This is a genomic window from Mucilaginibacter sp. BGA-UO-ETr-C110 (genome assembly GCF_059567985.1).
This window is the reverse complement of record NZ_JCAQPB010000002.1, coordinates 5,174,301-5,199,999: the sequence shown is the minus strand read 5'-3', so window position 1 is coordinate 5,199,999 and position 25,699 is coordinate 5,174,301. Positions and strand designations below refer to the sequence as shown.

The 25,699-nt window shown below is 43.0% G+C and carries 25 protein-coding genes; 17 read left to right on the top strand and 8 right to left on the bottom strand.

The genetic code is table 11. The annotated features are described in order from the left end of the window. Positions 1 to 56: 56 nt before the first annotated feature. Positions 57 to 239 (top strand): hypothetical protein, encoded by a 183-nt coding sequence (locus tag AC57BQ_RS22330; protein ID WP_090472943.1) that lies wholly within the window; start codon positions 57 to 59, stop codon positions 237 to 239. 176 nt (positions 240 to 415) lie between these two features. On the opposite strand, the gene AC57BQ_RS22325 is transcribed toward AC57BQ_RS22330, so the two are convergent. The 3 genes from AC57BQ_RS22325 to AC57BQ_RS22315 form a co-directional block, all read right to left on the bottom strand. Further along, positions 416 to 1,096, bottom strand: coding sequence for a metal-dependent hydrolase (locus tag AC57BQ_RS22325; protein ID WP_496408362.1), 681 nt, complete (start codon positions 1,094 to 1,096; stop codon positions 416 to 418). 448 nt (positions 1,097 to 1,544) lie between these two features. After that, positions 1,545 to 1,850: a YbaB/EbfC family nucleoid-associated protein gene (locus AC57BQ_RS22320; RefSeq protein WP_496408361.1), complete on the bottom strand. Its 306-nt coding sequence runs from the start codon at positions 1,848 to 1,850 to the stop codon at positions 1,545 to 1,547. Positions 1,851 to 1,966: 116 nt separating this feature from the next. Next, the gene (locus AC57BQ_RS22315) at positions 1,967 to 3,181 is read right to left on the bottom strand and encodes a serine hydrolase domain-containing protein (RefSeq protein ID WP_496408360.1); all 1,215 of its coding nucleotides are present in this window, start codon (positions 3,179 to 3,181) and stop codon (positions 1,967 to 1,969) included. 108 nt (positions 3,182 to 3,289) lie between these two features. Here AC57BQ_RS22315 and AC57BQ_RS22310 point away from each other — a divergent pair, with 108 nt between their 5' ends. The 6 genes from AC57BQ_RS22310 (at position 3,290) to AC57BQ_RS22285 (ending at position 8,851) form a co-directional block, all read left to right on the top strand. After that, positions 3,290 to 4,294, top strand: coding sequence for a tetratricopeptide repeat protein (locus AC57BQ_RS22310; protein ID WP_496408359.1), 1,005 nt, complete (start codon positions 3,290 to 3,292; stop codon positions 4,292 to 4,294). A gap of 39 nt (positions 4,295 to 4,333) precedes the next feature. Continuing rightward, a complete protein-coding gene (locus AC57BQ_RS22305) occupies positions 4,334 to 5,356 on the top strand; it encodes a tetratricopeptide repeat protein (RefSeq protein ID WP_496408358.1) in 1,023 nt (340 codons plus the stop codon). Between the two features lie 106 nt (positions 5,357 to 5,462). Continuing rightward, positions 5,463 to 6,860, top strand: coding sequence for a class II fumarate hydratase (gene fumC / locus AC57BQ_RS22300; RefSeq protein ID WP_496408357.1), 1,398 nt, complete (start codon positions 5,463 to 5,465; stop codon positions 6,858 to 6,860). A gap of 68 nt (positions 6,861 to 6,928) precedes the next feature. After that, positions 6,929 to 7,465 carry a fumarate hydratase gene (locus AC57BQ_RS22295; RefSeq protein WP_496408356.1) on the top strand — a complete coding sequence of 179 codons (537 nt, stop codon included), beginning with the start codon at positions 6,929 to 6,931 and terminating at the stop codon, positions 7,463 to 7,465. A gap of 82 nt (positions 7,466 to 7,547) precedes the next feature. Then, positions 7,548 to 8,342 (top strand): S1/P1 nuclease, encoded by a 795-nt coding sequence (locus AC57BQ_RS22290; RefSeq protein WP_496408355.1) that lies wholly within the window; start codon positions 7,548 to 7,550, stop codon positions 8,340 to 8,342. Between the two features lie 71 nt (positions 8,343 to 8,413). Then, positions 8,414 to 8,851 carry a low molecular weight protein-tyrosine-phosphatase gene (locus AC57BQ_RS22285; protein WP_496408354.1) on the top strand — a complete coding sequence of 146 codons (438 nt, stop codon included), beginning with the start codon at positions 8,414 to 8,416 and terminating at the stop codon, positions 8,849 to 8,851. Here AC57BQ_RS22285 and AC57BQ_RS22280 read toward each other — a convergent pair. Beyond that, positions 8,844 to 9,350, bottom strand: a complete 507-nt coding sequence (locus AC57BQ_RS22280; RefSeq protein ID WP_496408353.1) for a GNAT family N-acetyltransferase — start codon at positions 9,348 to 9,350, stop codon at positions 8,844 to 8,846. The genes AC57BQ_RS22285 and AC57BQ_RS22280 overlap by 8 nt on opposite strands. A 138-nt stretch (positions 9,351 to 9,488) precedes the next feature. Between AC57BQ_RS22280 and hisS the strand changes: the two genes are divergently transcribed. Then, positions 9,489 to 10,862, top strand: coding sequence for a histidine--tRNA ligase (gene hisS / locus AC57BQ_RS22275; protein ID WP_496408352.1), 1,374 nt, complete (start codon positions 9,489 to 9,491; stop codon positions 10,860 to 10,862). 191 nt (positions 10,863 to 11,053) lie between these two features. Here hisS and porX read toward each other — a convergent pair whose 3' ends face one another. After that, on the bottom strand, positions 11,054 to 12,607 hold the full coding sequence (gene porX / locus AC57BQ_RS22270; RefSeq protein ID WP_496408351.1) for a T9SS response regulator signal transducer PorX: 1,554 nt from the start codon (positions 12,605 to 12,607) through the stop codon (positions 11,054 to 11,056). A gap of 264 nt (positions 12,608 to 12,871) precedes the next feature. Between porX and AC57BQ_RS22265 the strand changes: the two genes are divergently transcribed. The 7 genes from AC57BQ_RS22265 to AC57BQ_RS22235 all read left to right on the top strand — a co-directional run bounded on the left by AC57BQ_RS22265 (position 12,872) and on the right by AC57BQ_RS22235 (position 19,873). Then, entirely contained in the window at positions 12,872 to 14,098 is a 1,227-nt protein-coding gene (locus AC57BQ_RS22265; protein WP_496408350.1) for an HD domain-containing protein, read from the top strand. 152 nt (positions 14,099 to 14,250) lie between these two features. Then, a complete protein-coding gene (lpxD, locus tag AC57BQ_RS22260; RefSeq protein ID WP_496408349.1) occupies positions 14,251 to 15,294 on the top strand; it encodes a UDP-3-O-(3-hydroxymyristoyl)glucosamine N-acyltransferase in 1,044 nt (347 codons plus the stop codon). Positions 15,295 to 15,393: 99 nt separating this feature from the next. Continuing rightward, the gene (locus tag AC57BQ_RS22255; RefSeq protein WP_090472958.1) at positions 15,394 to 16,803 is read left to right on the top strand and encodes a bifunctional UDP-3-O-[3-hydroxymyristoyl] N-acetylglucosamine deacetylase/3-hydroxyacyl-ACP dehydratase; all 1,410 of its coding nucleotides are present in this window, start codon (positions 15,394 to 15,396) and stop codon (positions 16,801 to 16,803) included. Next, a complete protein-coding gene (lpxA, locus tag AC57BQ_RS22250) occupies positions 16,800 to 17,585 on the top strand; it encodes an acyl-ACP--UDP-N-acetylglucosamine O-acyltransferase (RefSeq protein ID WP_076371333.1) in 786 nt (261 codons plus the stop codon). The genes AC57BQ_RS22255 and lpxA overlap by 4 nt, the downstream gene beginning before the upstream one ends. A 120-nt stretch (positions 17,586 to 17,705) precedes the next feature. Beyond that, a complete protein-coding gene (locus tag AC57BQ_RS22245; RefSeq protein ID WP_496408348.1) occupies positions 17,706 to 18,326 on the top strand; it encodes an ABC transporter ATP-binding protein in 621 nt (206 codons plus the stop codon). Positions 18,327 to 18,419: 93 nt separating this feature from the next. After that, complete coding sequence (efp, locus tag AC57BQ_RS22240; protein WP_496408347.1) at positions 18,420 to 18,983, top strand: elongation factor P; 564 nt, start codon at positions 18,420 to 18,422, stop codon at positions 18,981 to 18,983. Between the two features lie 92 nt (positions 18,984 to 19,075). After that, on the top strand, positions 19,076 to 19,873 hold the full coding sequence (locus AC57BQ_RS22235) for a hypothetical protein (RefSeq protein WP_496408346.1): 798 nt from the start codon (positions 19,076 to 19,078) through the stop codon (positions 19,871 to 19,873). Positions 19,874 to 20,245: 372 nt separating this feature from the next. Here AC57BQ_RS22235 and AC57BQ_RS22230 read toward each other — a convergent pair whose 3' ends face one another. From AC57BQ_RS22230 to AC57BQ_RS22220, 3 genes are all read right to left on the bottom strand, one after another. Continuing rightward, the gene (locus AC57BQ_RS22230; RefSeq protein WP_496408345.1) at positions 20,246 to 21,013 is read right to left on the bottom strand and encodes an exodeoxyribonuclease III; all 768 of its coding nucleotides are present in this window, start codon (positions 21,011 to 21,013) and stop codon (positions 20,246 to 20,248) included. Positions 21,014 to 21,194: 181 nt separating this feature from the next. Next, entirely contained in the window at positions 21,195 to 21,881 is a 687-nt protein-coding gene (locus tag AC57BQ_RS22225; RefSeq protein WP_496408344.1) for a peptidylprolyl isomerase, read from the bottom strand. Between the two features lie 274 nt (positions 21,882 to 22,155). Next, entirely contained in the window at positions 22,156 to 22,503 is a 348-nt protein-coding gene (locus AC57BQ_RS22220) for a hypothetical protein (RefSeq protein ID WP_090472964.1), read from the bottom strand. 232 nt (positions 22,504 to 22,735) lie between these two features. Between AC57BQ_RS22220 and AC57BQ_RS22215 the strand changes: the two genes are divergently transcribed. Both AC57BQ_RS22215 and AC57BQ_RS22210 read left to right on the top strand, forming a co-directional pair. Further along, positions 22,736 to 23,068, top strand: coding sequence for a hypothetical protein (locus AC57BQ_RS22215; RefSeq protein WP_496408343.1), 333 nt, complete (start codon positions 22,736 to 22,738; stop codon positions 23,066 to 23,068). Between the two features lie 70 nt (positions 23,069 to 23,138). After that, a complete protein-coding gene (locus AC57BQ_RS22210) occupies positions 23,139 to 25,655 on the top strand; it encodes a TonB-dependent receptor (RefSeq protein ID WP_496408342.1) in 2,517 nt (838 codons plus the stop codon). Positions 25,656 to 25,699: the final 44 nt, after the last annotated feature.

Sequence of the window (25,699 nt, the reverse complement as noted above, 5' to 3'; positions counted from 1 at the left end):
ATCTGTGCTTGATTTGTTATAGATAAATAAAACTATTTAATTAAAACGTAACAACTATGAAAAAGGCACTTTGTATAATCGCCCTAACAGCGATTTCTTTCGGAAGCGTTTTTGCTTATGGAGTACCGGTAAAAACCGTGCACAGTACCATGCAAACTGATACTACAAAAAGCAAGAAAAAGTGGAAACACAAAAAAGAAAAGAAAGATTCTACTAAAAAGGATACTACGAAAGCGTAGTGACCCTCTTTCACCAACAAAAAGGCCTCCTGATACTACCAGGAGGCCTTTTTGTTTGATAATTCCCAAGTCATCCTGAACTTGTTTCAGGATCTCACAGGACATTCACCCATAGGTTTACAACCAGCTTGTGGGATGCCGAAACAAGTTCGGCATGACGGTTCTGGAGATTCTTCTTACAACTCGATAGTTTCACCTATCGCAGGCAATTTAAGATTAAGCCCGGCTTTGATAAATTTCTCCGCCACTTCATCTTTATTAATCTCAATTACCGGGAACGTATCATAGTGCATCCCGATAATGTTTTTACAGTTAATAAACCCGCTTGCTTTTATGGCATCGTCGGGACCCATGGTATAGTTATCGCCAATGGGTAAATAGGCCCAGGCCAGGTTATCATCGGCCAGTAATTTCATATCATAGGTAAGCGCGGTATCGCCGGCAAAGTATATGTTTTTACCCTCGTTGGTGTAGATCACAAAGCCGGCAGGGTTACCGCCTGCTGCGCCATCGGGCATAGTGCTGGAATGTATGGCGTTAACCATTTTAACCCGTCCGAATTCGAAGTTGAACCCACCGCCAATGTTCATGCCGTGCACGTTGTCGATGCCTTTACTGTTCAACCAATTAGCTATTTCGGCAATACAAATAATTTTAGCGCCGCTGTTTTTTTGCACCTCGATCAGGTCGGCAACGTGGTCGCCATGGCCATGAGATACCAGGATATAATCGGGTTTAATGGTATTGATGTCAATATTTTTAGCCAATGCGTTATGGGTGATAAAAGGATCAAACAGCAATTTTTTGCCGCCTGTTTCTATCTCAATGGTCGATTGTCCGTAATAGGTAGTTTTCATGTTAGTAGTTATATGTTTGAATGGGGCAAAGCTAAATACTTATAACTGAATGTTGCAACACATAAGCATCTCATGGCAGAAAAGTTACAAAGGAGAATCCCTTTTGAGGTCGTGCCTGCTAGGATTAAATTTGAAAGCATAGGAGACGTGCGATTCCCTTCCCCGGGAGGGGAAGGGAGGGGTTTATTCGTGAGGCAGGTAGCAGAGAACCCCTCCCTGCTACAACACTATCCATCGCGCCCCTCCCCAAGGAGGGAATTTAAGCTGCAAATAACCAGGCTGCCTTTTCATGGATTATTACTCAACGTCTCTTGCGGAGGCCCTAAAACATGGTTTACAGTGTAAACCCACAAAACGACACAAATAATTATTAATTACTTGATTATCAATTAAGTATAAAAATGGTAGCCCTGAAAAGTGTAAACCATGTAAACCCAATTTTGGGGGCTTATTTTCCAAACATACCGCCCAGGTCGCCAAACATATTTTTGGTCATGGCTGCCATTTCGCTCTGGCTTATATTTTCGGCTTGTTCCAGCGCCTTGTTAATGGCTACTACCAATAGCTCTTCAATTTCTTCTTTATCGGAATCGGCCAGGAAAGCGCTATCGATATGGATGGATTGCACTACTTTATTGGCATTAGCAGTAACGGTGATCTTGCCACCTTCGGCCACCCCGGATACGCTGATGGCATCCAGGCGTTTTTTTACTTCGCCAGCCTTTTGCTGGGCTTCCATTAGTTTATCAAACATGATATTTAAATTAATGATATTTAAATTAGATGTGCAGATTTCAGATGTGCAAATTTCAGCCTTGCAAATTCATTTCATCTGCACATCTGAAATCCGCACATCTGCACATCCGGTCCTTAATCATCAGTGGTGTCACCGTTGCCACTGTAAGCACTTTTGCGTACAACAGGCATACCCGCGGCCTTAAACAGATCGTCCAGTTTTAACAAACTGCCATTGGCTAAATTAGTTAACAATACGATGGTGATATCGTTTTTCATGTCGCGCAAATAGATGTGCCTGAATCCGTGCCACCAGCCGGTATGATAAATAACCTGCTGCCCTGGCGCGGTAAACGTACGCCAGCCATAACCATAGCTAAAGTGGCCATGCACCATCGGGTTGCGGGGTACGTAAGCCGAATCAAGCGTGGCCTGTTTTAATAAACGACCAGCACGCAAAGCGCGATCAAATAAAAATAAGTCGCCAACGGTACTGTAAATACCTTTATCGCCTACAGGGCCATCCAGGAAGTTTTGTGCTACAGAATACCGCCATTGTCCGCGATCATGCCCTACTACGTCAACGGGTATCTTATCGTACACGGCTTTGGAATATACATGGGTATGCACCATGCTGGCCGGGGCAAATACATTCTGTTTCATGAAATCGGCATAGCTTACACCGCTCACCTTTTCAATAATAGCTCCCAGCACCATAAAGTTGGAGTTGTTATATAAAAAACGTTTGTTGGGCACATTAAACGGACGTGGCTTATAGTCGGCTATCATTTTCATGGCCTCGGCATTGGTCAGCCCCTTCTTCTGGTTCAAATGCTGACTGCGGTATATATCATCAATAAAATACACATAATTCATCATGCCCGAGCGGTGCGTAAGCAGCAGGCGTATAGTAACACCATCGTACGGAAAATCTGGGAAGAACTTCTTTACGTCATCGTTAAGAGTAAGCTTACCCCGTTCCATCAGCATTAAAATGGCGGTGGAGGTCATGGTTTTGGTAACAGAAGCCAGTTCAAATTGCGAGCTTAGTTTCAGACTGTCGCGGTGCAGATAGTCGGCCCAGCCTATCGCATTTTCATAAACTATTTTCCCTTTTTTAGCCACCAGCACATTGCCGTTAAAACCACGGGTGCGATGAAGCTCTTTCATCACCTCATCTATCTTTTTATCGGCGTTTTTAGGATTGTAGGCCAACAGGGTGGCGGTATCTAAAGGTTTGCTTTCGGCGGGACTTACACTTTTATTTTTATCATTGTTTTTTGACGAACAGGATGTTAATATCAGCAGGGAGGCGGTAACTGTTAAAATGCTTTGGTACACTAATCTCATAAATGAATTTCTCAACTTAAACGAATGCGAAAATTAGAAATTATAACGCAGGTACGAATTAAAGTTTTAATTTTTTCTTTAAAGTAGATTCTCTTTGTATGTTTAGGTATGGATTTAAGTAAAAAACTCAAACTCATTATTTTATTTTTGTTGTTGTCGATTGCCACGTACGCCCAAAATGCAGATATAAGCGCGTTGGTAAAAGAGGGGATTGAGCTTAATAACGCGCATAACTATACCGCCGCTATTGAAAAATATAAGCAGGCACTAACCGCTGATCCGGAAAATGTACAGGCTAATTACCAGATAGCCTTTTCACTATTTTCATCCAGTAAGGGTATGGATGGAGTTCCGTATCTGAATAAAGTAGTTAAAACAAGTAACAACTTTACGGGGCCGGCCTACGAGCTTTTGGGGAGTATTTATGATGCAGCCAAACAACCGCAGCAGGCTATAGATGCCTATAAAGCCGGAATAAAGATTAAGCCAGACTATCAACCTTTGTATTTTAATATAGGACTGGCGTATTTCAGAGCCGGTAAATATGTCGAAGCGGAACAAGCTGCGATTGAAGCCATCAAACTCGACCCCAAGCATGCCAATAGTCAGCGTTTGTATGGTTTGGTAACCTTTCATCAAAACAAACGCGCCGCTGCCCTGCTGGCCTTATGCAATTTTTTATTGCTGGAACCCGATGGCCCACGATCTGCAGAAGCCTATACTAACATGCAAAGTATTTTAAAGGGCGGCGTTTTAAAAACAGAAGGAAAAACAGATGTAGCAAATGCTGCATTAAATAAAGCACTATCAACAGCCGCGGCTACAACAGATAACAGGAGATACGCCTCACCTGCTGATCTGCTGGCGGCCCAATTAAAGGCGATATTTATAGCTACCGGCCAGCTATCTGAAAAACAAACCGGCAACGATTTTTTCAGGAACTATTATGCGGCTTTCTTTTACAAACTGGCCCAAACAGAGCACATACCTGCATTTGCCCGGTTAATGGACCTGAGCGCCAATAAGGTAGCAGATATGCAATGGCTGCAGCAAAATGACGATAAGCGCAAGGCATTGGAGGCCTGGGTAGCAGCTACCGAAAGAAAGTTTTAGGAAACTTTCTTTTTAAGATTTCTGTACTTAAATTTAGGCATGAAAACCTATCGCAAAATTTTACCCATCTTTTTGCTTTCTATTTTTTCATGTACTGCTTTTGCTCAAAATAAGGAGGGTGCCAAGGACTTGGTTAAACAAGGTATTACCTTAAATGACCAGGAGAAATATGAAGAGGCAATTGCTAAATATAAGGAAGCGATAAAAGCCGATCCCAACTATGCAACAGCTTATTATGAATTGGGTTATACACTATTCAGCACAGGTAAGGAGAAGGATGCCATACCATATCTGGAAAATGCCTTGAAGTTAGATCCTAAACTGGCTGGCGCATATGATGTGTTGGGCAGTATTTATGATGATGACCGGCAATTTGAAAAAGCATCTGATTATTATCGGCAAGGCATTAAGGCGAGCCCGGATTATCAAATGCTTTATTATAATTTGTCTATATCCTGTTTTCGTCAGGGTAAGTATGATGAGGCTGAGGTCAATGCGGTTCAATCTATTAAGCTAAATCCAAAACATGCCAGCAGCCAGCGGGCTTATGCTATGATAGCTTTTAAACAAAATAGAAGAGGTGTTTCCTTATTGGCATGGAGTAGCTTTATATTGTTGGAACCGCAAACCAAACGTTCTGCCGAAGCATATAATTATATTAAGTATATTCTGAATTATGGTATTAATCGCGGTGCTGATAGAAATATAAACATCAACATTTCGGCAGGAGATTCTGATCCGGGTAATCTTGCTTTACCTATTGCTGTATTGGCTGCAACAACAGATAAAAAAGGGCTTACCGGTATTGATTCCCTTAGGCTTCAGTTAAAATCAGTTTATGAGGTAGGCGAGACTTTTAACATCAACAAGCATGACGATTTTTATGCCCACTTTTATGCCGATTACTTTAAAAAACTGGCCGAAACCGACAATATGGAAGCATTTAGTCGTTTGGTTAGCTTAACAGCCAATAAAGAAGAAAATGTACAATGGTTCAAGGACAACAGCACTAAACTATCTGCTTTGGATGGCTGGATATCAACTGCAAAAAGGGAGTTTTAAAGGGGCTGATGTTAGGGAGGTAATTGTCACTTATAAATTGCAAATCAACTGGTGGCTTACTTCATATAAAACCATAACTTTGCCCTGCTAAAATTTTAATACTACCATGAGTTTCAGAACCGAACACGATACCATGGGCGAGGTACAGGTACCTGCCGATAAATACTGGGGAGCACAAACAGAGCGTTCACGCAATAACTTTAAAATTGGTCCGGAGGCATCTATGCCTAAGGAGATCATTTACGCGTTTGCTTATCTGAAAAAAGCTGCCGCTTATACCAATACCGATCTTGGCGTCCTGCCCGCCGAAAAACGCGATCTGATAGCACAGGTTTGCGACGAAATATTAACCGGTGCTCTGGCCAGCGAATTTCCGCTGGTGATATGGCAAACCGGCTCGGGCACACAATCAAACATGAACGTGAATGAGGTGGTGGCCAACCGTTCACATGTGCTTCAGGGCAATAAACTGGGCGAGGGCAAAACCTTCATCCACCCGAATGATGATGTGAACAAATCACAATCATCAAACGATACCTACCCAACCGCCATGCACATCGCGGCCTATAAAATACTGATCGATGTAACTATCCCCGGTATTGAAAAACTGCGCGATACACTACAAGCCAAAGTAGAGGCGTTTAAAAACGTGGTAAAAATTGGTCGTACCCACCTGATGGATGCTACACCGTTGACTTTAGGTCAGGAATTTTCTGGCTATGTGTCGCAATTGAATCACGGTTTGAAAGCCCTGCGTAATACCTTGGATCACCTTTCTGAGCTTGCTTTAGGTGGTACAGCTGTAGGCACCGGTATCAACACGCCTAAAGGTTATGATGTGAAAGTAGCCGAATACATTGCCAAATTCACCGGCTTACCGTTTATCACTGCCGAAAACAAATTTGAGGCTCTTGCTGCTCATGATGCCATTGTGGAAAGCCATGGTGCATTGAAACAGATAGCAGTATCACTAATGAAAATAGCGAATGATATCCGGATGCTGGCTTCTGGTCCGCGTTCAGGTATTGGGGAGATCCATATCCCAGATAATGAACCGGGATCATCAATTATGCCAGGTAAGGTTAATCCAACCCAGAATGAAGCGGTTACCATGGTGGCTGCCCAGGTAATGGGTAACGATGTAACCATATCCATTGGCGGATCAAACGGTCATTACGAACTGAACGTATTTAAACCATTAATGGCGGCCAACTTTTTACAGTCGGCCCGTTTAATTGGTGATGCCTGTGTTTCCTTTAATGACCATTGTGCTGTTGGTATTGAGCCTAATTACGAAGGCATCAAAAAACACCTGGAGAATTCACTGATGCTGGTTACCGCGCTTAACCCACACATCGGTTACGAAAACGCGGCCAAAATTGCCAAAACCGCTTTAAAAGAAGGTACATCACTACGCGAAGCCGCCATAGGTCTGGGCTTGTTAACCAACGAGCAATTTGACCAATGGGTAAGGCCCGAAGATATGATAGGTTCATTAAAATAAGAACCTCAACCCAACCCCTCTCCTTTGGAGAGGGGCTTTTTATTTACTGCTTTTATAGCAAATTGTTTATGTCAAAGCCTTTTAGCTTTTACTTTCCATCCTCCACCTCGCGCTTTAAGCTTTTGGCTTTAAGCTTTCTGCTTTTGGCTTTCTACTCCTGTACTATGAATCCGGATAAGCAAAAGCCTGGCGAAAAATATGTTCAGGGCGAATGGCGACAGGATTCTGTACCGGCGCAAAAACGATTGGTTTCCTACTCGCTTTATGATCTTAAATTCAGCTGCGATTCGTTCTTTGTAAAGATCAGCTCCTATAGCAAGGTAAACTACGGCGCCGATAGTTGTATGAACAGCGGGCATTGGGCCGAATATATCAAGGGTACATATACCCAACGGCAGGATACCCTGCACCTGAAAGGTGAATTTTGTAATGCCGATGGCAGTTATAAAGATGAGAAAGGCTGTTTCCGCTCCGGCGATTATGAAGAATATTTTAAGGTGAAACAAAAGACTGACTCGCTTATCCAATTTGCCAGCACATCCAACGTTATACCCATCAACGCCCATTTAATTAAACGAACAAGCTGCACACCAAAACCATTGTAACAATGACCCATCATGAGTATTCATTTGAATAAAATACAAAAGACTTATGATAGCTTTATTGCCATTAAAAAAAATTAAAATAATGAAAAACCAATTTTTCAAAAAGATCATCCTGCTTATTGCCGTATTTTATATCCCATTGCAAAGTATGGCCTGGGGGCCTACCGGTCACCGTGTTTGCGGACAAATAGCCGACAGTTATTTAACCCCCAAAGCGCGCAAAGCCATCCAAGCTGTTTTAGGCTACGAGTCGATTGCTATCGGCAGTAACTGGGCTGATTTTATTAAATCAGATCCGGCTTATAACTACATGTACAACTGGCATTTTATTGATCTGGATAAAGCTTATACCTATCCGGAGTTACAGGCTTATCTGAAAGCAGACACCGCTACCGATGCCTATACTAAGCTTAATTTCTTGATAGCGGAATTAAAAAAACCAAGCCTTAGCAAGGCTAATAAGTTGGTTTACCTGCATATGCTGATCCATATTGTAGAAGATGTACATCAGCCGCTGCATACCGGTCATACCGGCGACAAGGGCGGTAACGATGTTAAAGTACAATGGTTTGGTAAGGAAAGCAACCTGCATTCGGTTTGGGACAGCGGACTGATCGATATTCAGCAACTCAGCTATACCGAATATGCAGCCATGATCAATCATACCACCGCGGCAGAGCGTGTCAAATTGCAAAGCGCCCCTATAAGCGAATGGTTATTTGAAAGCAATCAGCTTGCCGAAAAATTATATGCCGATACCAAAACCGGAGATAGTCTGAGCTATAAATACAATTTTAAATACATCGAAATATTGAACCATCAAATGCTGAAAGCAGGCGTGCGCCTTGCTGGTGTATTGAATAAGATATTCGGATAATATTAAGCCGAAAGCCTAAGGCTTAAAGCAAAAAGCTTTGAGCTTTAGGCTTTTTGCTTTAAGCTTGAAAAATGAAGATACTAATGGTTTGCTTGGGCAATATATGCCGTTCGCCGCTGGCAGAAGGCATTATGCAGCACCTGAGTGATGAGCAGGGTTTAAACTGGACAGTCGATTCGGCCGGCACGGGTAGCTGGCATGTGGGCGAAGGGCCCGACAAACGATCTGTGCGTACAGCCCGTAACCATGGCATCGACATTAGTAAACAGGTTTGCCGTCAGTTTAAAACAAAAGACTTTGATCATTTCGATCATATTTTTGTGATGGATAAAAACAACCTGAGCGATGTGTTGAACATGGCCCGTAATGATGATGACGCCCAAAAAGTAAAACTATTGCTTGGCGATAAAGTAGTACCTGATCCTTATTACGATGATAACCAGTTTGAACCCGTTTTTGAACTGATTGAAGGTGGTTGCAAGGATATTATTAAAGAGTTAGCTAAATAGCTTTACTTACCTTAAAAAAAGGAAGATCCTCACCATACCAAAAAGCACGACCGTGCGGCTGAAAGCCTGCTTTAAATAAAACCTTTTGCGATGCCCTGTTTTCCGGGTGAGTAACCGCGCAAATTTCTTTAAGTCCGATCTCATTCAAACCGTATGATACCAATGCCTGGGCAAGTTCCGTAGCTATGCCCGATCCCCAGTATTTGAGGTGCAGGCGGTAGCCCAATTCAATGCTGCTGCTGTCAAATTCGCTATAGTTGAGGATGCAAACACCCACAAAATCATTATCCGTAAGGTTAAAGATTCCCCAACGACCCATCCCTGATTGCTTTTGATAATCCTTGAGGGTATCCTTAAAAACCTTTTTGCTTTCCTGCTCGGTGCGTTTTTTTACATAGCGGGTTAAACGCGCGTCGGCATCAAGGTCAAGTAAAAGGGTTTCGTCTTCGGATGTAAATTCACGTATCAGCAAGCGCGGCGTTTGGGCAATAATGTTCATGGTTCTCAAAAATATATTTTTTCCGCAAGTGCTTAGGTAAAAAGAGTGTCATTTAAGTTAATACGGGACATGAAGCGGACGTGTTACAGGAGCTGGATTATAGTAAAGCCATAATTTGCTTTTTTGTACATTTGCGGCATGGCATCCATCAAACCATCTGTACCCAAAGGCACCCGCGATTTTTCACCGACCGAAATGGTGAAACGTAACTATATTTTTGATACTATTAAAAGCGTGTTCCGTAAATACGGCTATCAGCAAATTGAAACGCCGACAATGGAGAACTCATCAACATTGTTGGGTAAATATGGTGAAGAGGGTGATAAGCTCATATTTAAAATACTGAATAGTGGGGATTATCTGGCCAAGGTAAATCCTGAAAAACTAACAACACTTAATTCCAACGCGGTAGCTTCAGATATCTCCGAAAAGGCCCTCCGCTATGACCTTACTGTGCCATTTGCCCGCTACGTAGTACAGCACCAAAATGAGATAACTTTCCCGTTCAAACGTTTCCAGGTGCAGCCGGTTTGGCGTGCTGACCGACCACAACGTGGCCGTTACCGCGAGTTTTACCAGTGCGATGCTGATGTGGTGGGCTCTGATTCTTTACTGAACGAAGCGGAGTTTGTGATGATCTATGACGAGGCTTTGAGCAAGTTTGGATTGAAAGATTTTAGCATTAAAATTAATAATAGAAAAATCCTATCGGGTATTGCGCAAATTATAGATAAAGCTGATAATATCATTGATTTAACCGTAGCTATAGATAAATTAGATAAGATCGGGTTGGATGGCGTGATCAAAGAATTACTGGAACGCGGTTTTATTGAGGCGGATATCGATAAGATAAAACCGGTTATTTTATTGGAGGGATCCAATACCGAAAAACTGCAAAGTCTGCGTCAGGCACTGGCTTCGTCGGAAGTGGGATTAAAAGGTTGCGACGAGATTGAAACGGTTTTCGGCTATATCGAAAAATGCCCATTGCAAACCGCTAAACTGGAGCTGGATATTACCCTGGCCCGCGGACTGAACTATTATACCGGCGCCATATTCGAAGTAAAAACCAATGAAGTGGCTATGGGCAGTATCGGTGGCGGTGGCCGTTATGATGACCTGACGGGTATGTTCGGACTAAAAGGATTGACAGGCGTAGGTATATCTTTTGGTGCCGACCGTATTTATGATGTGCTGGAAGAGTTGAACTTGTTCCCGGCCGCGGCTAATCAAAGCACACAGGTATTGATCTGTAATTTTGATAAAGAAGGCGAACTCTACGGTCTCCCCCTTTTACAACAATTACGCCGCCAGAATATCAATGCCGAGCTTTATCCAGCCGGCGCCAAGATCAAAAAACAGATGGAGTACGCCAATAATAAAAATATCCCCTACACCGTGGTGATCGGCAGCGAGGAGATACAAAGCGGCCTGCTTGCCTTTAAGAATATGGAAACGGGTGAACAGGAGAAGCTGAGTGCTGAGGATATTGTGAAGAGATTGGTTGAATAAATATTAAAAAACGCGGGTCATCCTGAACTTGTTTCAGGATCTCACAGGACAATTAACCAGCATGTTGTAAACCTTGCGTGTGGGATGCCGAAATAAATTCGGCATGACAGATTATACAAACTAAAAGGTCCTCACTTTTTGAAGTGAGGACCTTTTAGTTTGTATAAAGCTCCCCTTTCAGGGGTTTAGCTTTATTTTGGTCCGTAAGTAACTATCGGAATGATCATTTCCTCTAACGAAATACCCCCGTGCTGGAAGGTTTCATTATAAAAATTCACAAAGTGATTGTAGTTGTTCGGATATACAAAATAGCTGTCTTCCTTGGCAAACACAAAGCTCGAGCTCAAGTGCAGCTTAGGCAGCATGGCATCGTGCGGGTTGCGGATGTGGAATACCTCCTTGGCGTTATAATTCAGGTTTTTGCCTTGTTTGTAACGCAGGTTGGTATTGGTGTTACGGTCGCCCACAATTTTGCTTGGGTTTTTAACGCGGATGGTACCGTGGTCAGTAGTGATCACCACACGTACCTGTTTTGAGGCCAAAAACTTCAGCAGGTCAAATAAAGGCGAGTGTTCAAACCATGACAACGTTAGAGAGCGGTATGCGGCATCATCACTCGCCAGCTCACGGATCATCTGCATGTCGGTACGGGCGTGCGATAGCATATCCACAAAGTTGTATACTACCACGTTCAGTTCATTGTTCATCAGGTTGCTCACCGATTCGTTCAGCGCACGGCCTTCATCAATGTTCAATATTTTATGATATGAGTATTTGCACTCTTTACGCAGTACACGTTTCAGATGGTCGGCAATAAATTCCGACTCGTACAAATTCTTACCACCTTCATCCTCATCGTTCTGCCACATGGTAGGATAACGTTTTTCCATTTCCAAAGGCATCAGGCCCGAGAATATGGAGTTACGGGCATATTGCGTAGCAGTAGGCAAAATACTGTAGTAAGTATCTTCTTCTTCCAAGCGGAAATATTCAGATATAATAGGGTTGATCACCTTAAACTGATCATACCTCAAATTATCTATCAGGATAAAAAACAGCGGCCCGTTGCCATCCAGCTTAGGAAATACTTTCTTTTTAAATAACTGCGGCGAACTGGTAGGCGCAAATTCCGGGTTTTTGATCCAGTTTAAATAATTACGCTCTACAAATTTGCAGAATTGCACGTTGGCTTCGGCTTTTTGCAGGGTGAGGATCTCGTGCATGCCGGCATCTTCCAGTTTTTCCAGCTCCAGCTCCCAGTATATCAGTTTTTTGTATACATCAACCCATTCCTGGTGGCTCAGATTGTCGTTAAGCGTCATGCCCAGTGTGCGGAAATCCATCTGGTAAGCCATGGTTGTTTTTTCAGTAACCAGGCGTTTGTTTTCGGTCAGCTTTTTTATGGTGAGCAGAATCTGTTTGGGATGTACCGGTTTAATCAGGTAATCATCGATCTTGGAACCGATGGCATCTTCCATCAGGTATTCTTCCTCGTTCTTGGTGATCAACACAATGGGCACATCATTATTTAGATTTTTGATCTGCTGCAGGGTTTCCAGTCCGGTTAAGCCCGGCATATTCTCATCCAGGAAAACCAGGTCGAAATAATTTTGCTTAAAAGCGTCAACAGCGTCGTTGCCATTGGTTACGGTAGTTACTTTGTACCCTTTTTCGTTCAGGAAAAGTATATGTGGCTTTAAAAGGTCAATTTCGTCATCGGCCCATAAAATGGTGGTGTCTTGCATAGTAGTATCTGTATTTAAATTATGTCTGAAGCCGGAGTTTACGGAGATAGACAATTTTTGAAAACTGTCGTTATCCTTGAAAGAACATTAATTTATACCTGGGTATAAATTCGGGAAATTCAATAGGCTAAAGTTCCGGTTTCACAACAATAAACCTCAAAGGGAGCGATTTGTTGTTGATAAGTAAAGGTATTAACAAAAATTAACAAACATCATGCGCTTATTTTACCTTTGTTTTACATTTTTGCATCGTAAACATCCAACTTGAACAAAAAGAAAATTATAAACGACCCTGTTTATGGCTTTATCAGCATCCCTACCGAGCTGGTATTTGACCTGATAGAACACCCCTATTTTCAGCGGTTAAGATATATCAAGCAGTTAGGTATGACCCACCTGGTATACCCGGGGGCGCTGCATACCCGTTTCCATCATGCCCTAGGCGCTATGCACCTGATGGCCATGGCCATTGAAACACTGCGTAACAAGGGGCACCAGATCAGTCACGACGAGGAAGAAGCTTTAACCATAGCCATATTACTGCACGATATTGGTCATGGCCCGTTCTCGCATGCGCTGGAGCGTACCATTATAGCAGGCGTGGCACATGAAGACATATCGGCCATGTTGATGAACAAACTAAACGAGCAGTTTGGCGGTAGTTTAACCATGGCGATTGATATATTTAACGATACTTATCCACGCCGGTTTTTGCATCAGCTGGTATCGAGCCAGTTAGATATGGACAGGCTGGATTACCTGAATCGCGATAGTTTTTTTACCGGTGTATCCGAAGGGGTGATCAGCTCAGACCGGATCATCAAGATGCTGAACGTGAAGGACGATCATGTGGTAGTAGAAGCCAAGGGGATTTACTCTATCGAAAAGTTTTTGATAGCCCGCCGGCTCATGTACTGGCAGGTTTACCTGCATAAAACGGTAATTGCCGGCGAGGAGTTATTGGTGAAAGTATTTAAACGAGGCAGGGAATTGATATTACAAGGTGAAGATTTATTTGCAACTCCGGCCCTGAAGCATTTTATCCAAAGCAATATCAGCCGGGAAGCTTTTAAGAAAGAGGATCATCACCTGGATATTTTCGCGAGTTTGGATGATGCCGATATTATGTCGGCGGTGAAGGTTTGGGCCAGCCACCCGGATTTTTTGTTGTCAACCCTGGCTAAAAACCTGGTTCAGCGGAATCTTTACCATGTTGACATCACTAATGAGGAACCTGATGCCGCATTTGTTGCGCAGCTGACCAAAAAGGCGATGGAAAAATATGGTATCAGCGAGCAGGACGCTTCCTATTTTGTTTTTACCACATCCATACGTAACAATGCTTATACAGCCGGTGATGGTAATATAGGCATCCTGATGAAAAATGGAGAGGTTTGTGATATAACCAAGGCCAGCGATAACTCAAACCTGGAAGCGCTGATTAAAACGGTTAAAAAGCATATTACCTGTTATAGTAAAGATTTGTTGTAGGGGTAAATGACCGGCAAGGTGTCATAAACGCTGAGCGCTGACTTTTGGCCCGATAAATGAAGATATGATTAATATTTAATACAAAAGCCGGTACGCATAACTAACAACTAATTAATAATTTGCTGCTTTAATTTTAACATTTAAATTTGTCGATGCAATTTAGTGCTCAGGAAATAAGTTTATTGCTCAACGGAACTGTTGAGGGTGATGATTTTGTGAAGGTTGATAAGCTGGCTAAGATAGAAGATGGCGATGCCGGAAGTCTTACGTTTTTGGCCAATCCCAAGTACGAACAGTTTTTATATACCACCAACGCTTCGGTGGTTATCATCAATCAGGATCAGCAGCTTAGCGGGCCGGTAAAGGCTACCCTGATACGCGTTGAAAATGCGTACAGCGCGTTTACGGTTCTGCTTGAACAATACAATACCCTAAAACTAAACAAAAAGGGCATTGAAGAGCCTTGCTTTATACACCCAACGGCCCAAATTGGCGCCGACCCTTATATAGGCGCGTTCGCTTACATCGGCACCAATACAAAAATTGGGGATAATTGTAAAATATATCCAAATGTTAACATTGGCGATAATGTTACTATCGGCAATAATGTTACCTTGTTTTCGGGAGCTACCATTTATTTCGATTGTGTGATAGGTAATAATGTTACCATACATTCGGGCGCGGTGATTGGCAGCGATGGTTTTGGCTTTGCACCCAATCCCGACGGTACTTACACCAAAATTGCACAGATTGGCAATGTGGTTATCGGGGATGATGTTGAGGTGGGAGCCAATACCGCTATTGACAGGGCCACCATGGGCTCAACCCTTATAGGTAAAGGTGTAAAGATTGATAACCTGGTACAAATAGCGCACAATGTTGAAGTTGGCGAGCATACGGTTATTGCAGGTCAGGCGGGTATCTCCGGCAGTACAAAAATTGGCAAAAACGCCGTTATTGGCGGCCAGGTGGGTATTTCCGGTCATTTAAATATTGCCGGCCGCACACAGGTATCAGCACAAACAGGTATCAACAGCTCCATTACCGAAGAGGGTATGGTTTGGGGCGGTACGCCTTATATGCCGTTTAAGGATTATCTGAAGGCGCACTCTAAATTAAGGAGGTTGCCTGAGATTGACCGCAAGGTTTATGAACTCGAAAAATTAATTGAAGAACTCAGAAAAGGTAATCATTAGTTCGCAAGTTCATTAGTTTTACGGAAGTTTTTCCGCAATTACTGATGAACTATTTTAGCAATGAACAACTGAACTAATGAACGACTGAACGTTGTAAATATGAATGTAAAACAAAGAACTATTAAAGCGCCGGTATCGGTTTCGGGTACAGGCTTACACACTGGTCAGCGTGTAACCATGACCTTTAACCCGGCGGCAGAAAATCATGGCTATAAATTCAGAAGGATTGATATGCCTGGTGCGCCGATTATTGATGCCGATGTTGATAATGTGACCGATACTTCACGTGGTACCACCATTTCACAAAATGGGGCCACCGTAAACACGGTTGAACATGTGTTGGCTGCGCTGGTAGGTATGGAGATAGATAATGTGCTGATAGATATGGATGGCCCAGAAACACCCATTATGGACGGCAGCTCTATACAGTTTGTTGATGTGATCATGGAAACCGGCCTGATTGAACAGGATGCCGACCGCGAATACTATCATATACCATACAATATACATTACTCTGAACCTGATCGTAAAGTGGAGATGGTGGCTATGCCGCTTGATGATTACCGCTTTACCTGCATGGTTGATTATAATTCACAGGTATTAGGCAGTCAGCATGCCAGTATCTCAACCATTGCCGAATTTAAAAAGGAAATAGCCTCATGCCGCACCTTTTGCTTTTTGCATGAACTGGAAATGCTGTTAAAGCACGACCTGATCAAAGGCGGTGACCTGAACAATGCCATCGTAGTGGTGGATAAAGAGGTTGATGAGGAAGAATTATCTCATCTGGCCAAGCTATTTAACCGTAAGGATATTAAAGTAGCACCACAGGGTATATTAAATAATATTGAGCTCCGTCACCAGAATGAGCCCGCAAGGCATAAGTTGCTGGATATGATAGGGGACCTTGCCCTGGTTGGTGTTCCGCTGAAAGGACATATCATGGCTGCAAGGCCCGGTCATGCGGCTAACGTAGCTTTTGCCAAAAAGATAAAGGCGCTTATCAAAAAAGAGAAGAGCCGCAAACACGTAAAAGTGTATGATCCCAACATGACACCGGTATATGATACTGTTCAAATCATGAAGATATTGCCGCACAGGCAGCCTATGCTCATGATCGATAAGATCCTGGAGCTGTCAAAAAGCCATGTGGTAGGATTAAAGAATGTGACCATGAATGAGGACCTGTTTATGGGGCATTTCCCTGGTTCGCCGCTTTTTCCTGGTGTTTTGCAGATAGAGGCCATGGCGCAAACCGGCGGTATCCTGGTACTCAACACTGTACCTGATCCAGAAAATTATATTACCCTTTTCCTGAAGATAGAGAACGCCCGTTTTAAGGACAAGGTTGTGCCTGGCGATACCATCATATTCCATTGCAACCTGCTTGCCCCTATCAGACGTGGTATTGCCCAAATGAAAGGTATTGGTATGGTTGGCTCACGTATTGTGGTAGAAGCCGAATTGATGGCGCAAATTGTAAAAGTTAATAAAACCAACGAAGCATGATCCAACCCTTAGCATACATACACCCGCAGGCTAAAATAGCCGACAACGTGGTGATTGAACCTTTTGTGACTATCCACAAGGATGTGGAGATTGGCGAAGGTACCTGGATCGGCTCCAACTCCGTAATTATGGATGGCGCCCGCATCGGTAAAAACTGCCGCATATTCCCCGGCGCGGTAGTATCTGCCCCACCGCAGGACTTGAAATACAAAGGCGAGCAAAGCACCGTATCTATAGGTGATAATACCACCATACGCGAGTGTGTAACCCTTAACCGTGGTACCGCATTGGATAAAAATACCACCACTATCGGCAGCAATTGCCTGCTGATGGCTTATGTGCACGTAGCGCATGATTGCGTTATAGGCGATAATGTGATCATTGCCAACTCGGTACAGCTGGCCGGGCATATCAATATTTACGATTATGCTTTTGTGGGTGGTTCATCGGCCGTACACCAGTTTGTAGAGATCGGCGCGCACAGTATGATATCCGGCGGATCGCTGGTACGTAAAGACGTTCCACCGTTTACCAAAGCCGGTCGCGAGCCTTTATCATACGTGGGTATCAACTCTGTTGGTTTACGCCGCAGAGGCTTTTCGGCAGCAACCATTAACGAGATCCAGGAGATCTACAGGATCATATTCCTGAAAAAATATAATGTGAGCAAGGCCCTTGATATTATCGAGGCCGAGTTTACCCCAAGCATCGAACGCGACGAGATCATTAACTTCTTGCAAAATTCGCAAAGAGGTATCATGAAGGGCTTTGGGAATACTTAATTTTTAGTCCATGGGCCATAGTCGATGGTCCATGGAACTTTGATTTATAAAGATTTTATTCTGTACTACTAAATTTTTACCATGGACTATCGACTATGGTCCATCGACTAAAACCCTCCCATGAACATCACCCTTCAAAACATCGGCCGTAGATTTAACCGCGACTGGATATTCAGAGGGGTTGATTATACTTTTAACAGCGGTCAGGCTTACGCCATATTAGGCCCTAATGGCTCTGGCAAATCAACACTGCTGCAGGTTTTAAACGCGAGCCTGACGCCATCTGCAGGTACTATCAGCTATACTTTTCAGGATAAACCGGTTGAAGCAACGGAGGTATTTACCCACCTGAGCCTTGCTGCGCCATACCTGGAACTGATAGAGGAATTTACCCTCACCGAGATGGTGGATTTTCATTTTAAATTTAAACAATACAAACCCGGTATCGATAAAAAGGAACTGATAGACCTGTTGAGTTTGGCCAAAAGCGAGAACAAACTGATCAGGTATTTTTCGTCGGGTATGAAACAGCGATTGAAATTGATACTGGCCTTTTGTGCCGATACCCCCATCCTGATGCTGGATGAACCCACATCCAATCTGGATACGCAGGGTGTTGACTGGTACTTAGGTCTTGTGGAACAGTTTGCGCACAATCGCCTTACCATCATCTGCTCAAACCAGGAGCACGAGTATGGCTTTTGTAATGAACGCCTGAGTATTTCTGATTATAAAAGCTAGCTTATCTTAAAGCATTTCTCACTAAATGCAACTTAATCAACCACTTGTTTCTTTGCCGATAAGTAGCTAAGTTTGCGGCCTCAATATTTTTTTATGGCTAAAGCATCAGATGTTAAAAATGGAAATGTGCTTCGCTTTAACGGCGAATTAGTGCAGGTTGAAGAGTTTTTACACCGTACACCAGGTAACTTACGTGCATTTTACCAGGCCCGTATGCGTAACGTAAAATCAGGAAAATTGGTTGAATACCGTTTCCGTACCGACGAAGAGGTAGATATTGCCCGTGTTGAAACAAGCGATTATCAATATTTATATGACGAGGGTGAAACATTGGTAGTAATGGATAATACCACTTATGATCAGCATAGCATCCCTAAAAAATTATTTGGCCCAGCAGTTAAGTTTTTAAAAGAAGGCATGAACGTAATTGTAGCCTTTGAAAGCGAAGAACCGATCATGGGTTCTATCCCAGGTTCGGCCGAACTGGAAATTACTTACACTGAGCCAGCTGTTAAAGGCGATACTTCAAGCGGCGCGCTAAAAAATGCTACCGTTGAAACCGGTGCCGAGATCCGTGTACCCTTATTCATCAACATTGGTGATAAAGTAAAGGTAGATACTGCTACAGGCGCTTACGTGGAGCGTGTGAAAGGGTAACCCGGATCTAAGATATTATCAAAATTAGAATCCAAAAAGCTCCGAACGGGGCTTTTTGAGGTTAAATAGGGTGTTGAAGAAAATTGATTAGTATGGCTGGGAAAAAGCAATTAGATATAAGCTTCATATTCGGATTATTTACAACTTTACTTGTTGCATGGGTGTATATACTTAATACTATAGTTGAAGTTGGGACAAAAGATCCGATTAATAATTATTTGTTTCCGCTATCAATTCTGCATTATATAATATTTCTTTTTACAATAAGCGCATTTGTGCTATTGTATGGATACGGTTTAAAATATTCAAACTATGATGTTAGCCAAAATGTTAGATTTAATAAGATACTTCAGGCCAATCATCAGTTTTTATTGAAATTTTGGTTACCTGTTCTATTTATAAGTGCTCTTTCATTTGCATCAGCCTTAACAGCCAGTAAGCACTTTATTGTTGTTCCTACCATAGCGATATTTATAATATTGGTAGTTGCTTTATGTTTATTATTTGGTAAAGGGGTCAGATTTTTATTAGATTCATTAAGGCCGATACCAATAGTGCTAATAGTTTTAGGGTATTTTGTATACTTTTTCGTTATTTCATACTTAACGGCAAATGTTGAAGTAAAATCAAATGGAGATTTTTTTAACTCTAAAGATGTTGCTATTATATCTGTAGATAGAAAGGGATATATTTTTCTACCTCAAATTGTGAGTATTAGTTTTAATGATAGCATCCTATATAAAGGAAATCCTCCATCAACATTTAAATTAAACCTGAATAAATATTCGACTAATAACTTTAAGAGTCTATCTTTTCTTGAAGTATCTTTTTTGCCCCAGATGTCCGTTACAGAAAAGAAAAGTTATACTTATTTAAGAATTGCCCCCTGAATTTGAACTAATTCATTGGGCAATTCTTAAACGCTGTTCCTAAAATTCCAACCCCTTCTTGCGCTCGTTTGCAACGAGTGCTTATTGTGGCGTGGCGATTACATCGCTCTTAGTGTTTTAAATGCTAATGCATGTTAAGCGCTCGTTGCGAACGAGCGGAAGTGGAAAATACGTATTACATTTTCAGTATAAAAAGAAAGAGGCGCCATCGGCGCCTCTTTCTTTTTATACTTTTCCATCTCCACGCGTCATTGCGAGCGCAGCGTGGCAATCCCCGATCAGTAGAGCCGCTCGGCATGGTTAGGGATTGCCACGTCGTTCCTCCTCGCAATGACGCGGTGGTTAATCACTCACGCTTCAGGGAGCCGGGGGCTAAAACTCCAGTTCCAGCAGCACAGGGCAATGGTCGGAGTGTTTGGCTTCGGGCAAAATGGCTGCACGTTTAATGTAGGCTTCCAGCTCAGTACTGGCCATGGCATAATCAATACGCCAGCCTAAGTTTTTGCCTCTTGAACCCGCTCTGAAACTCCACCAGGTATAGTTATGCGGTTCTTTGTTCAGGTGACGGAAGGTGTCAATAAAACCTCCTTCAATAAATTTCTCCATCCATTCGCGTTCTTCGGGCAAAAAGCCGGAGGAGTTGGCGTTTGATTTAGGGTTGTGGATGTCAATAGGGCGATGGCAAATATTATAATCACCACATACCACCAGTTTGGGGTATTGGCTTTTAAGCAGCGTAAGGTATCTGCCAAACTCATCTAAAAAGCGGTATTTAAACACTTGGCGCTCATCGCCGCTGGAACCCGACGGAAAGTAAACGCTCATGACAGATACCTCATCAAAATCAATGCGTATACAGCGGCCCTCGCGGTCAAAATCAGGGATGCCGCAGCCATATTCAATATGTTTAGGTGTTTGTTTACTAAAGATAGCGGTGCCACTGTATCCCTTTTTTTCGGCCGGGAACCAGTAGTGTTTGTACCCCAGCTGATCTACCAGTCCAAGGTCGGTTAATACATCGGGGGTCGCTTTAATTTCCTGGAGGCAAACCACATCGGCATCAGTAGCCTGTAACCAGGCCAGCCAGTTTTTGCTGATGGCCGAGCGGATACCATTAACGTTATAGGTAATTATTTTCATTTTGGATTTATTCTTATGTCGGATTTCGAATGTTCGATTTGGGATTTTTTGAATGGCTAAAGTACAAATTTTTGATTTCGGATGTTCGATTTCGGATTTCAACCGATTAAAGTACTTTAATTTAGATTTATCAATCCGTCAGTAAATTAAAAATCCCAAATCGAACATTCGAAATCCGATATCAGCGTAGTATTTTATCCAATTGCCGGCACTCTTTCTTACTGAGAACCTCTACCGTCATAGGAACATCCGTTAGTGGGCGATCACATGCATCTTTTTTTACGGCAGCAATACGGTCCACCATATCAAGCCCCGAAATCACTTCGCCATAAACGGTATAATTTTGGTCGAGATGAGGCACCCCGCCAACAGATTTATACCATTCCCTTTGCCATGCCGGTATCTTGCGGCCTTTCAAACGGGTTTTCTCCAGTGTATCCAGCTTGCCATCGGTAAAACGTTTGCCTTCGGTGATATAGAACTGGCATCCGCTTGATGCTTTTTTCGGATTCTCGTCGCGCGCCGCGGCCAGCACACCCCGCTTGTGGAACAGACTGTCCCTGAACTCGGCAGGTACCGTATAGCCCACATCACCATCGCCCAGCTCTAATTCGGGTATCGCCTTTTTAGAGTCGGGGTCGCCACCCTGGATCATAAAGTTCTGTATCACCCTATGAAATAAAGTGCCATTGTAAAAACCTTTTTTAGCCAATTTGATGAAATTATCGCGGTGCAGGGGCGTTTCATTGTACAGGCGGATTATACAGTCGCCATAACTGGTTTTGATGCGCACATATTGGTTTTTAGGCGGCCCGGCAAAGGCGGCAATACTCAGCAGGAGTAGAGTTATAGTAAAGAGTTTTTTCATATGTTTAATCATTTATAAGATATGTCATTGCGAGCGCAGCGTGGACAACCGACCGCAGGGAGCTCATTAATACCGGAAAAACAATTAACAACATTAATAATCTCATCTCAAGTAGAGACACGCGAAGAGATTGCTTCGTTGTTCCTCCTCGCAATGACATGAGGGAACACGTCATGTTGAACTTGTTTCAGCATCTCATATGCAAGATAACAAATTGCCCGTTATTCTATTTGTGCATGTGGGATCCCGAAATAAATTCGGGATGACGAGCCGGTTAATTTCCCTCCAGTTCTTCAAAATAACTGATCATCAGTGATTTGAGGATCATCTCCTGCTCCAGCAGGGTATAATTGGGGATAACCTTTGTTCTTTTCCAATGCGGCCAGCCGTCCTGATCAAGACCCTCCAGCTCATAAAAACCCAGCATACTAAAAAGGCGGCAATTGGCAATATGCATCAGCTCTTCCTTCTGGCGTTTGCTGAATTTGCGTGGTCCCTGGCCAAGTTCCTGCACGCCAATTAGAAACAGCATTACTTTCAGGTCGGGTTTTTCGTTATCAAAATCCTGGGCGATACGTTGCTGCAGCGCATCCCATTTCACATTAATTTCGGCAGGTGTCATGGCGGCAAAGATAAGAATAGTTGTCTGAACGCTTATGGTTCATAGTTGATGGTTCATGGAAAGAATTAGTTTTGATTGTATTTCCTGACTTATAGCTATTTGTTCTTTTTACCATGAACTATGATCTATGAACCATCAACCGATATGCGATTATCATTAATGTTACAATGTTGCATTATTTTTAACATTTTATTAACTACTTTTGCATGATCTTTGTAAAAAGGCATTTAAGGTGAAGAAAAACAAATTACATATCCTATACTCCTGGCTATTGCTTATTTGCTTTATAGCCGGGCAGTATGTTGTGTATACTCACCAGCACCTGCTTGCCAAAACAACCGGAACTGTTTACGCAGCGAATGACCACCATCATCATCAGCAACAATCCGTTAAAGAAAAATGTTACTTGTGCGATGCCATGCATCACCAGGCAGCTGTTATTGATCAGGCATTTTATTTAGTGCCACAAGTAGCCACCCTGCATTTTTTTAAAGCCAGCGACTATAGCTTCGTAAGCATAGCGCTCGTGCTGGCTGCCGGTCGTGCCCCTCCCGTACTTTCATAATATCATTTTTTTTCCTGCAAAATAGCGCCACCATTGGTGTGGTATTTATTGATCCCCAAATTCTTTTATTATGAAATCAAAGCTAATTAGTAGCTTATTATTGCTTTTTATAGGTTTTTCTGCTTTTGCCAATGCTCATACAGTTACAATAAAAAACGCGGCTGTTGAAGAGGCCGTGGGCACTTTAACCGGTACGGTTACCGACAAAGCCGACGGTAAACCTGTTATTGGCGCTACCGTAAGTATCCCCGATCTGCATACTGGGGCAATTACCGATGTAAATGGTAAATACGTATTAAATCATGTGCCCAGAGGTGTTTACCTGGTACAGGTAAGTTATCTTGGATATGCCACTTTCAACCAAAAGGTTGATCTTTCAAAAACATCTGTGTTTGATGTAAAGCTGCAAGCTTCGTCATTAGAGGCAGGTGAAGTAGTGGTAACCGGTGTAAGTAAAGCTACCGAAATAAAACGCAGTCCCGTACCTATGATAGCCGTAGGCAAAGCCTACCTGGAACAGCGCGCGGCTTCAGGGAATATTATTGACCAGATTGCTACCCTGCCAGGTGTAAGCGCGGTTACTACCGGTCCAAATGTATCCAAACCATTTATACATGGACTGGGCTATAACCGGGTTGTTACCTTACAGGACGGTATACGCCAGGAAGGCCAGCAATGGGGTGACGAGCATGGCATTGAAGTTGATCAAAACTCGATTGACCGGGTAGAGATCATCAAAGGGCCAGCCAGTTTAACTTATGGGTCTGATGCTATCGGTGGTGTGGTTAACCTCATTACGCCTGCCCCTGTTCCTGAAGGTAAAATATTAGGCTCTGTACAAGGTATTTATGGTACCAACCAGGGTTTGCTCAACGGATCGTTCCGATTACAGGGCAACCAGAACGGCCTGATTTGGGGAACTGTAATATCAGCTAAAGAAGCTAAGAATTATCAGAACCAGCAAGACGGCCGGGTATATGCTACAGGTTATCAAGAAAAAGATGCCCGTGTAATGGTGGGCCTGAACAAATCATGGGGCTACTCTTATTTACATGCTTCTGTTTTTGATGATAAACAGGATATCCCAGATGGCAGCCGCGACTCAATTACCCGTAAATTTACCAAGCAAATAACCGAAGACGGCGCCACTGCTATCGTTCCGGAATCTGAACTAAACTCCTACCGCATCCCGACCCTACATCAACGCGTTCAGCTTTACCGCATCTATAACAACAGTAACTTTATTTTAGGCGGAGGTAACCTGCTGGTTAACCTGGGCTATCAACTCAGTCACAGACGGGAGTATACCCACCCCGAGTATGGAGATATCCCTGGCTTAAACCTGCATTTGCACACTTACACCTATGATGTTAAATACAACTTTAACATCGGTGACGATTATGAAACCACCTTTGGTGTAAACGGTCAGTATGGTAAAAATACGATAGATGGCGCCACTGATTTCCCTATCCCAGCCTATCACCAGTTTGATATCGGTCCGTTCTTTGTGATCAAGAAAAGCTTTGGCAAACTTGATCTTTCGGCCGGTGCCCGTTTTGATTCACGCTCTTTCAAGGGTGATGCCGCTTACGTAGATACTATCGGCGGGCCGCATGGCTTCCCGCAATTATACAAAGGTCCAAACCCTACTACCGCGCCTAATGTTACCTCACAGTTTGATGCGCTTAGCAAAACCTTTACCGGTTTTTCTGGCAGTTTTGGTGCAACCTACAATGTATCCGATCAGTTTTTATTCAAGGCTAACCTTGCCCGTGGTTTCAGGGCGCCAAGTATTGCCGAATTATCGGCTAATGGTCCAGACCCAGGTTCACAGATCTATCACGTAGGCGACAAAAACTTTAAACCGGAGTTCAGTTTTCAACAGGATATCGGCGCGTTTTTAACACTGCCAAATATCTCGGCCAGCGTGGAGTTGTTTAATAATGAGATCTCTAACTACATATTTCAACAGCAGGAGTTAAACCCCGATGGCAGCCCGGTGATCACCCAAGGTTATAATACTTTTACCTATGTACAAAGTAAAGCCAGGATCTATGGCGGTGAGGTAAATGTCGATTTGCACCCATTGCCATGGTTACACTTTGAAAACTCATTGAGCTTAACTTATGGCGAAAACAAAGGCAATGGTGGTTCAGTACCAGATAGCTTAAAATACTTGCCATTTATTCCGCCATTACATACCCACTCAGAATTGCGCGGAGCGTTTAATGGTGGCTTTGGCGACTTTAAAAACCTGTACGTTTTTGTTGGCTTTGATCATTACAGCGCCCAAAACCGCTTCTTTTCCGCTTACGGTACAGAGACTGCTACCGCGGGTTACAACTTGTTAAGTGCAGGTTTTGGTGGTAACATCGTTAATAAATTGGGTCAGCCGGTTTTGAAACTGTTTATTGAAGGAACCAACCTGGCTAATATAAATTACCAGTCAAACATGAGCCGGCTTAAATATTTCGGTAATCCTACTGCCCCCGATGGTATTAATCACGGTATCTTTAATATGGGCCGCAATATCAGCTTTAAGGTGGTTGTACCGTTTGGTTTCAACACCGGTAAAAAATCATCATAAGCTATTTTTATCTATGAAAAACAGGAAAGCTCTGCCCATTACGG

What these genes read in the sequence shown, in the direction of transcription:
- AC57BQ_RS22315 (WP_496408360.1), bottom strand. Translation starts at nt 3,181, where the DNA reads ATGAGATTAGTGTACCAAAGCATTTTAACAGTTACCGCCTCCCTGCTG.
- AC57BQ_RS22225 (WP_496408344.1), bottom strand. Translation starts at nt 21,881, where the DNA reads ATGAAAAAACTCTTTACTATAACTCTACTCCTGCTGAGTATTGCCGCC.
- AC57BQ_RS22210 (WP_496408342.1), top strand. Translation starts at nt 23,139, where the DNA reads ATGAAATCAAAGCTAATTAGTAGCTTATTATTGCTTTTTATAGGTTTT.
- AC57BQ_RS22320 (WP_496408361.1), bottom strand. Translation starts at nt 1,850, where the DNA reads ATGTTTGATAAACTAATGGAAGCCCAGCAAAAGGCTGGCGAAGTAAAA.
- lpxD (WP_496408349.1), top strand. Translation starts at nt 14,251, where the DNA reads ATGCAATTTAGTGCTCAGGAAATAAGTTTATTGCTCAACGGAACTGTT.
- AC57BQ_RS22290 (WP_496408355.1), top strand. Translation starts at nt 7,548, where the DNA reads ATGAAAAACCAATTTTTCAAAAAGATCATCCTGCTTATTGCCGTATTT.
- lpxA (WP_076371333.1), top strand. Translation starts at nt 16,800, where the DNA reads ATGATCCAACCCTTAGCATACATACACCCGCAGGCTAAAATAGCCGAC.
- AC57BQ_RS22285 (WP_496408354.1), top strand. Translation starts at nt 8,414, where the DNA reads ATGAAGATACTAATGGTTTGCTTGGGCAATATATGCCGTTCGCCGCTG.
- AC57BQ_RS22330 (WP_090472943.1), top strand. Translation starts at nt 57, where the DNA reads ATGAAAAAGGCACTTTGTATAATCGCCCTAACAGCGATTTCTTTCGGA.
- AC57BQ_RS22325 (WP_496408362.1), bottom strand. Translation starts at nt 1,096, where the DNA reads ATGAAAACTACCTATTACGGACAATCGACCATTGAGATAGAAACAGGC.
- AC57BQ_RS22295 (WP_496408356.1), top strand. Translation starts at nt 6,929, where the DNA reads ATGTCAAAGCCTTTTAGCTTTTACTTTCCATCCTCCACCTCGCGCTTT.
- hisS (WP_496408352.1), top strand. Translation starts at nt 9,489, where the DNA reads ATGGCATCCATCAAACCATCTGTACCCAAAGGCACCCGCGATTTTTCA.
- AC57BQ_RS22280 (WP_496408353.1), bottom strand. Translation starts at nt 9,350, where the DNA reads ATGAACATTATTGCCCAAACGCCGCGCTTGCTGATACGTGAATTTACA.
- porX (WP_496408351.1), bottom strand. Translation starts at nt 12,607, where the DNA reads ATGCAAGACACCACCATTTTATGGGCCGATGACGAAATTGACCTTTTA.
- AC57BQ_RS22245 (WP_496408348.1), top strand. Translation starts at nt 17,706, where the DNA reads ATGAACATCACCCTTCAAAACATCGGCCGTAGATTTAACCGCGACTGG.
- AC57BQ_RS22230 (WP_496408345.1), bottom strand. Translation starts at nt 21,013, where the DNA reads ATGAAAATAATTACCTATAACGTTAATGGTATCCGCTCGGCCATCAGC.
- AC57BQ_RS22255 (WP_090472958.1), top strand. Translation starts at nt 15,394, where the DNA reads ATGAATGTAAAACAAAGAACTATTAAAGCGCCGGTATCGGTTTCGGGT.
- AC57BQ_RS22220 (WP_090472964.1), bottom strand. Translation starts at nt 22,503, where the DNA reads ATGACACCTGCCGAAATTAATGTGAAATGGGATGCGCTGCAGCAACGT.
- efp (WP_496408347.1), top strand. Translation starts at nt 18,420, where the DNA reads ATGGCTAAAGCATCAGATGTTAAAAATGGAAATGTGCTTCGCTTTAAC.
- fumC (WP_496408357.1), top strand. Translation starts at nt 5,463, where the DNA reads ATGAGTTTCAGAACCGAACACGATACCATGGGCGAGGTACAGGTACCT.
- AC57BQ_RS22310 (WP_496408359.1), top strand. Translation starts at nt 3,290, where the DNA reads ATGGATTTAAGTAAAAAACTCAAACTCATTATTTTATTTTTGTTGTTG.
- AC57BQ_RS22235 (WP_496408346.1), top strand. Translation starts at nt 19,076, where the DNA reads ATGGCTGGGAAAAAGCAATTAGATATAAGCTTCATATTCGGATTATTT.
- AC57BQ_RS22305 (WP_496408358.1), top strand. Translation starts at nt 4,334, where the DNA reads ATGAAAACCTATCGCAAAATTTTACCCATCTTTTTGCTTTCTATTTTT.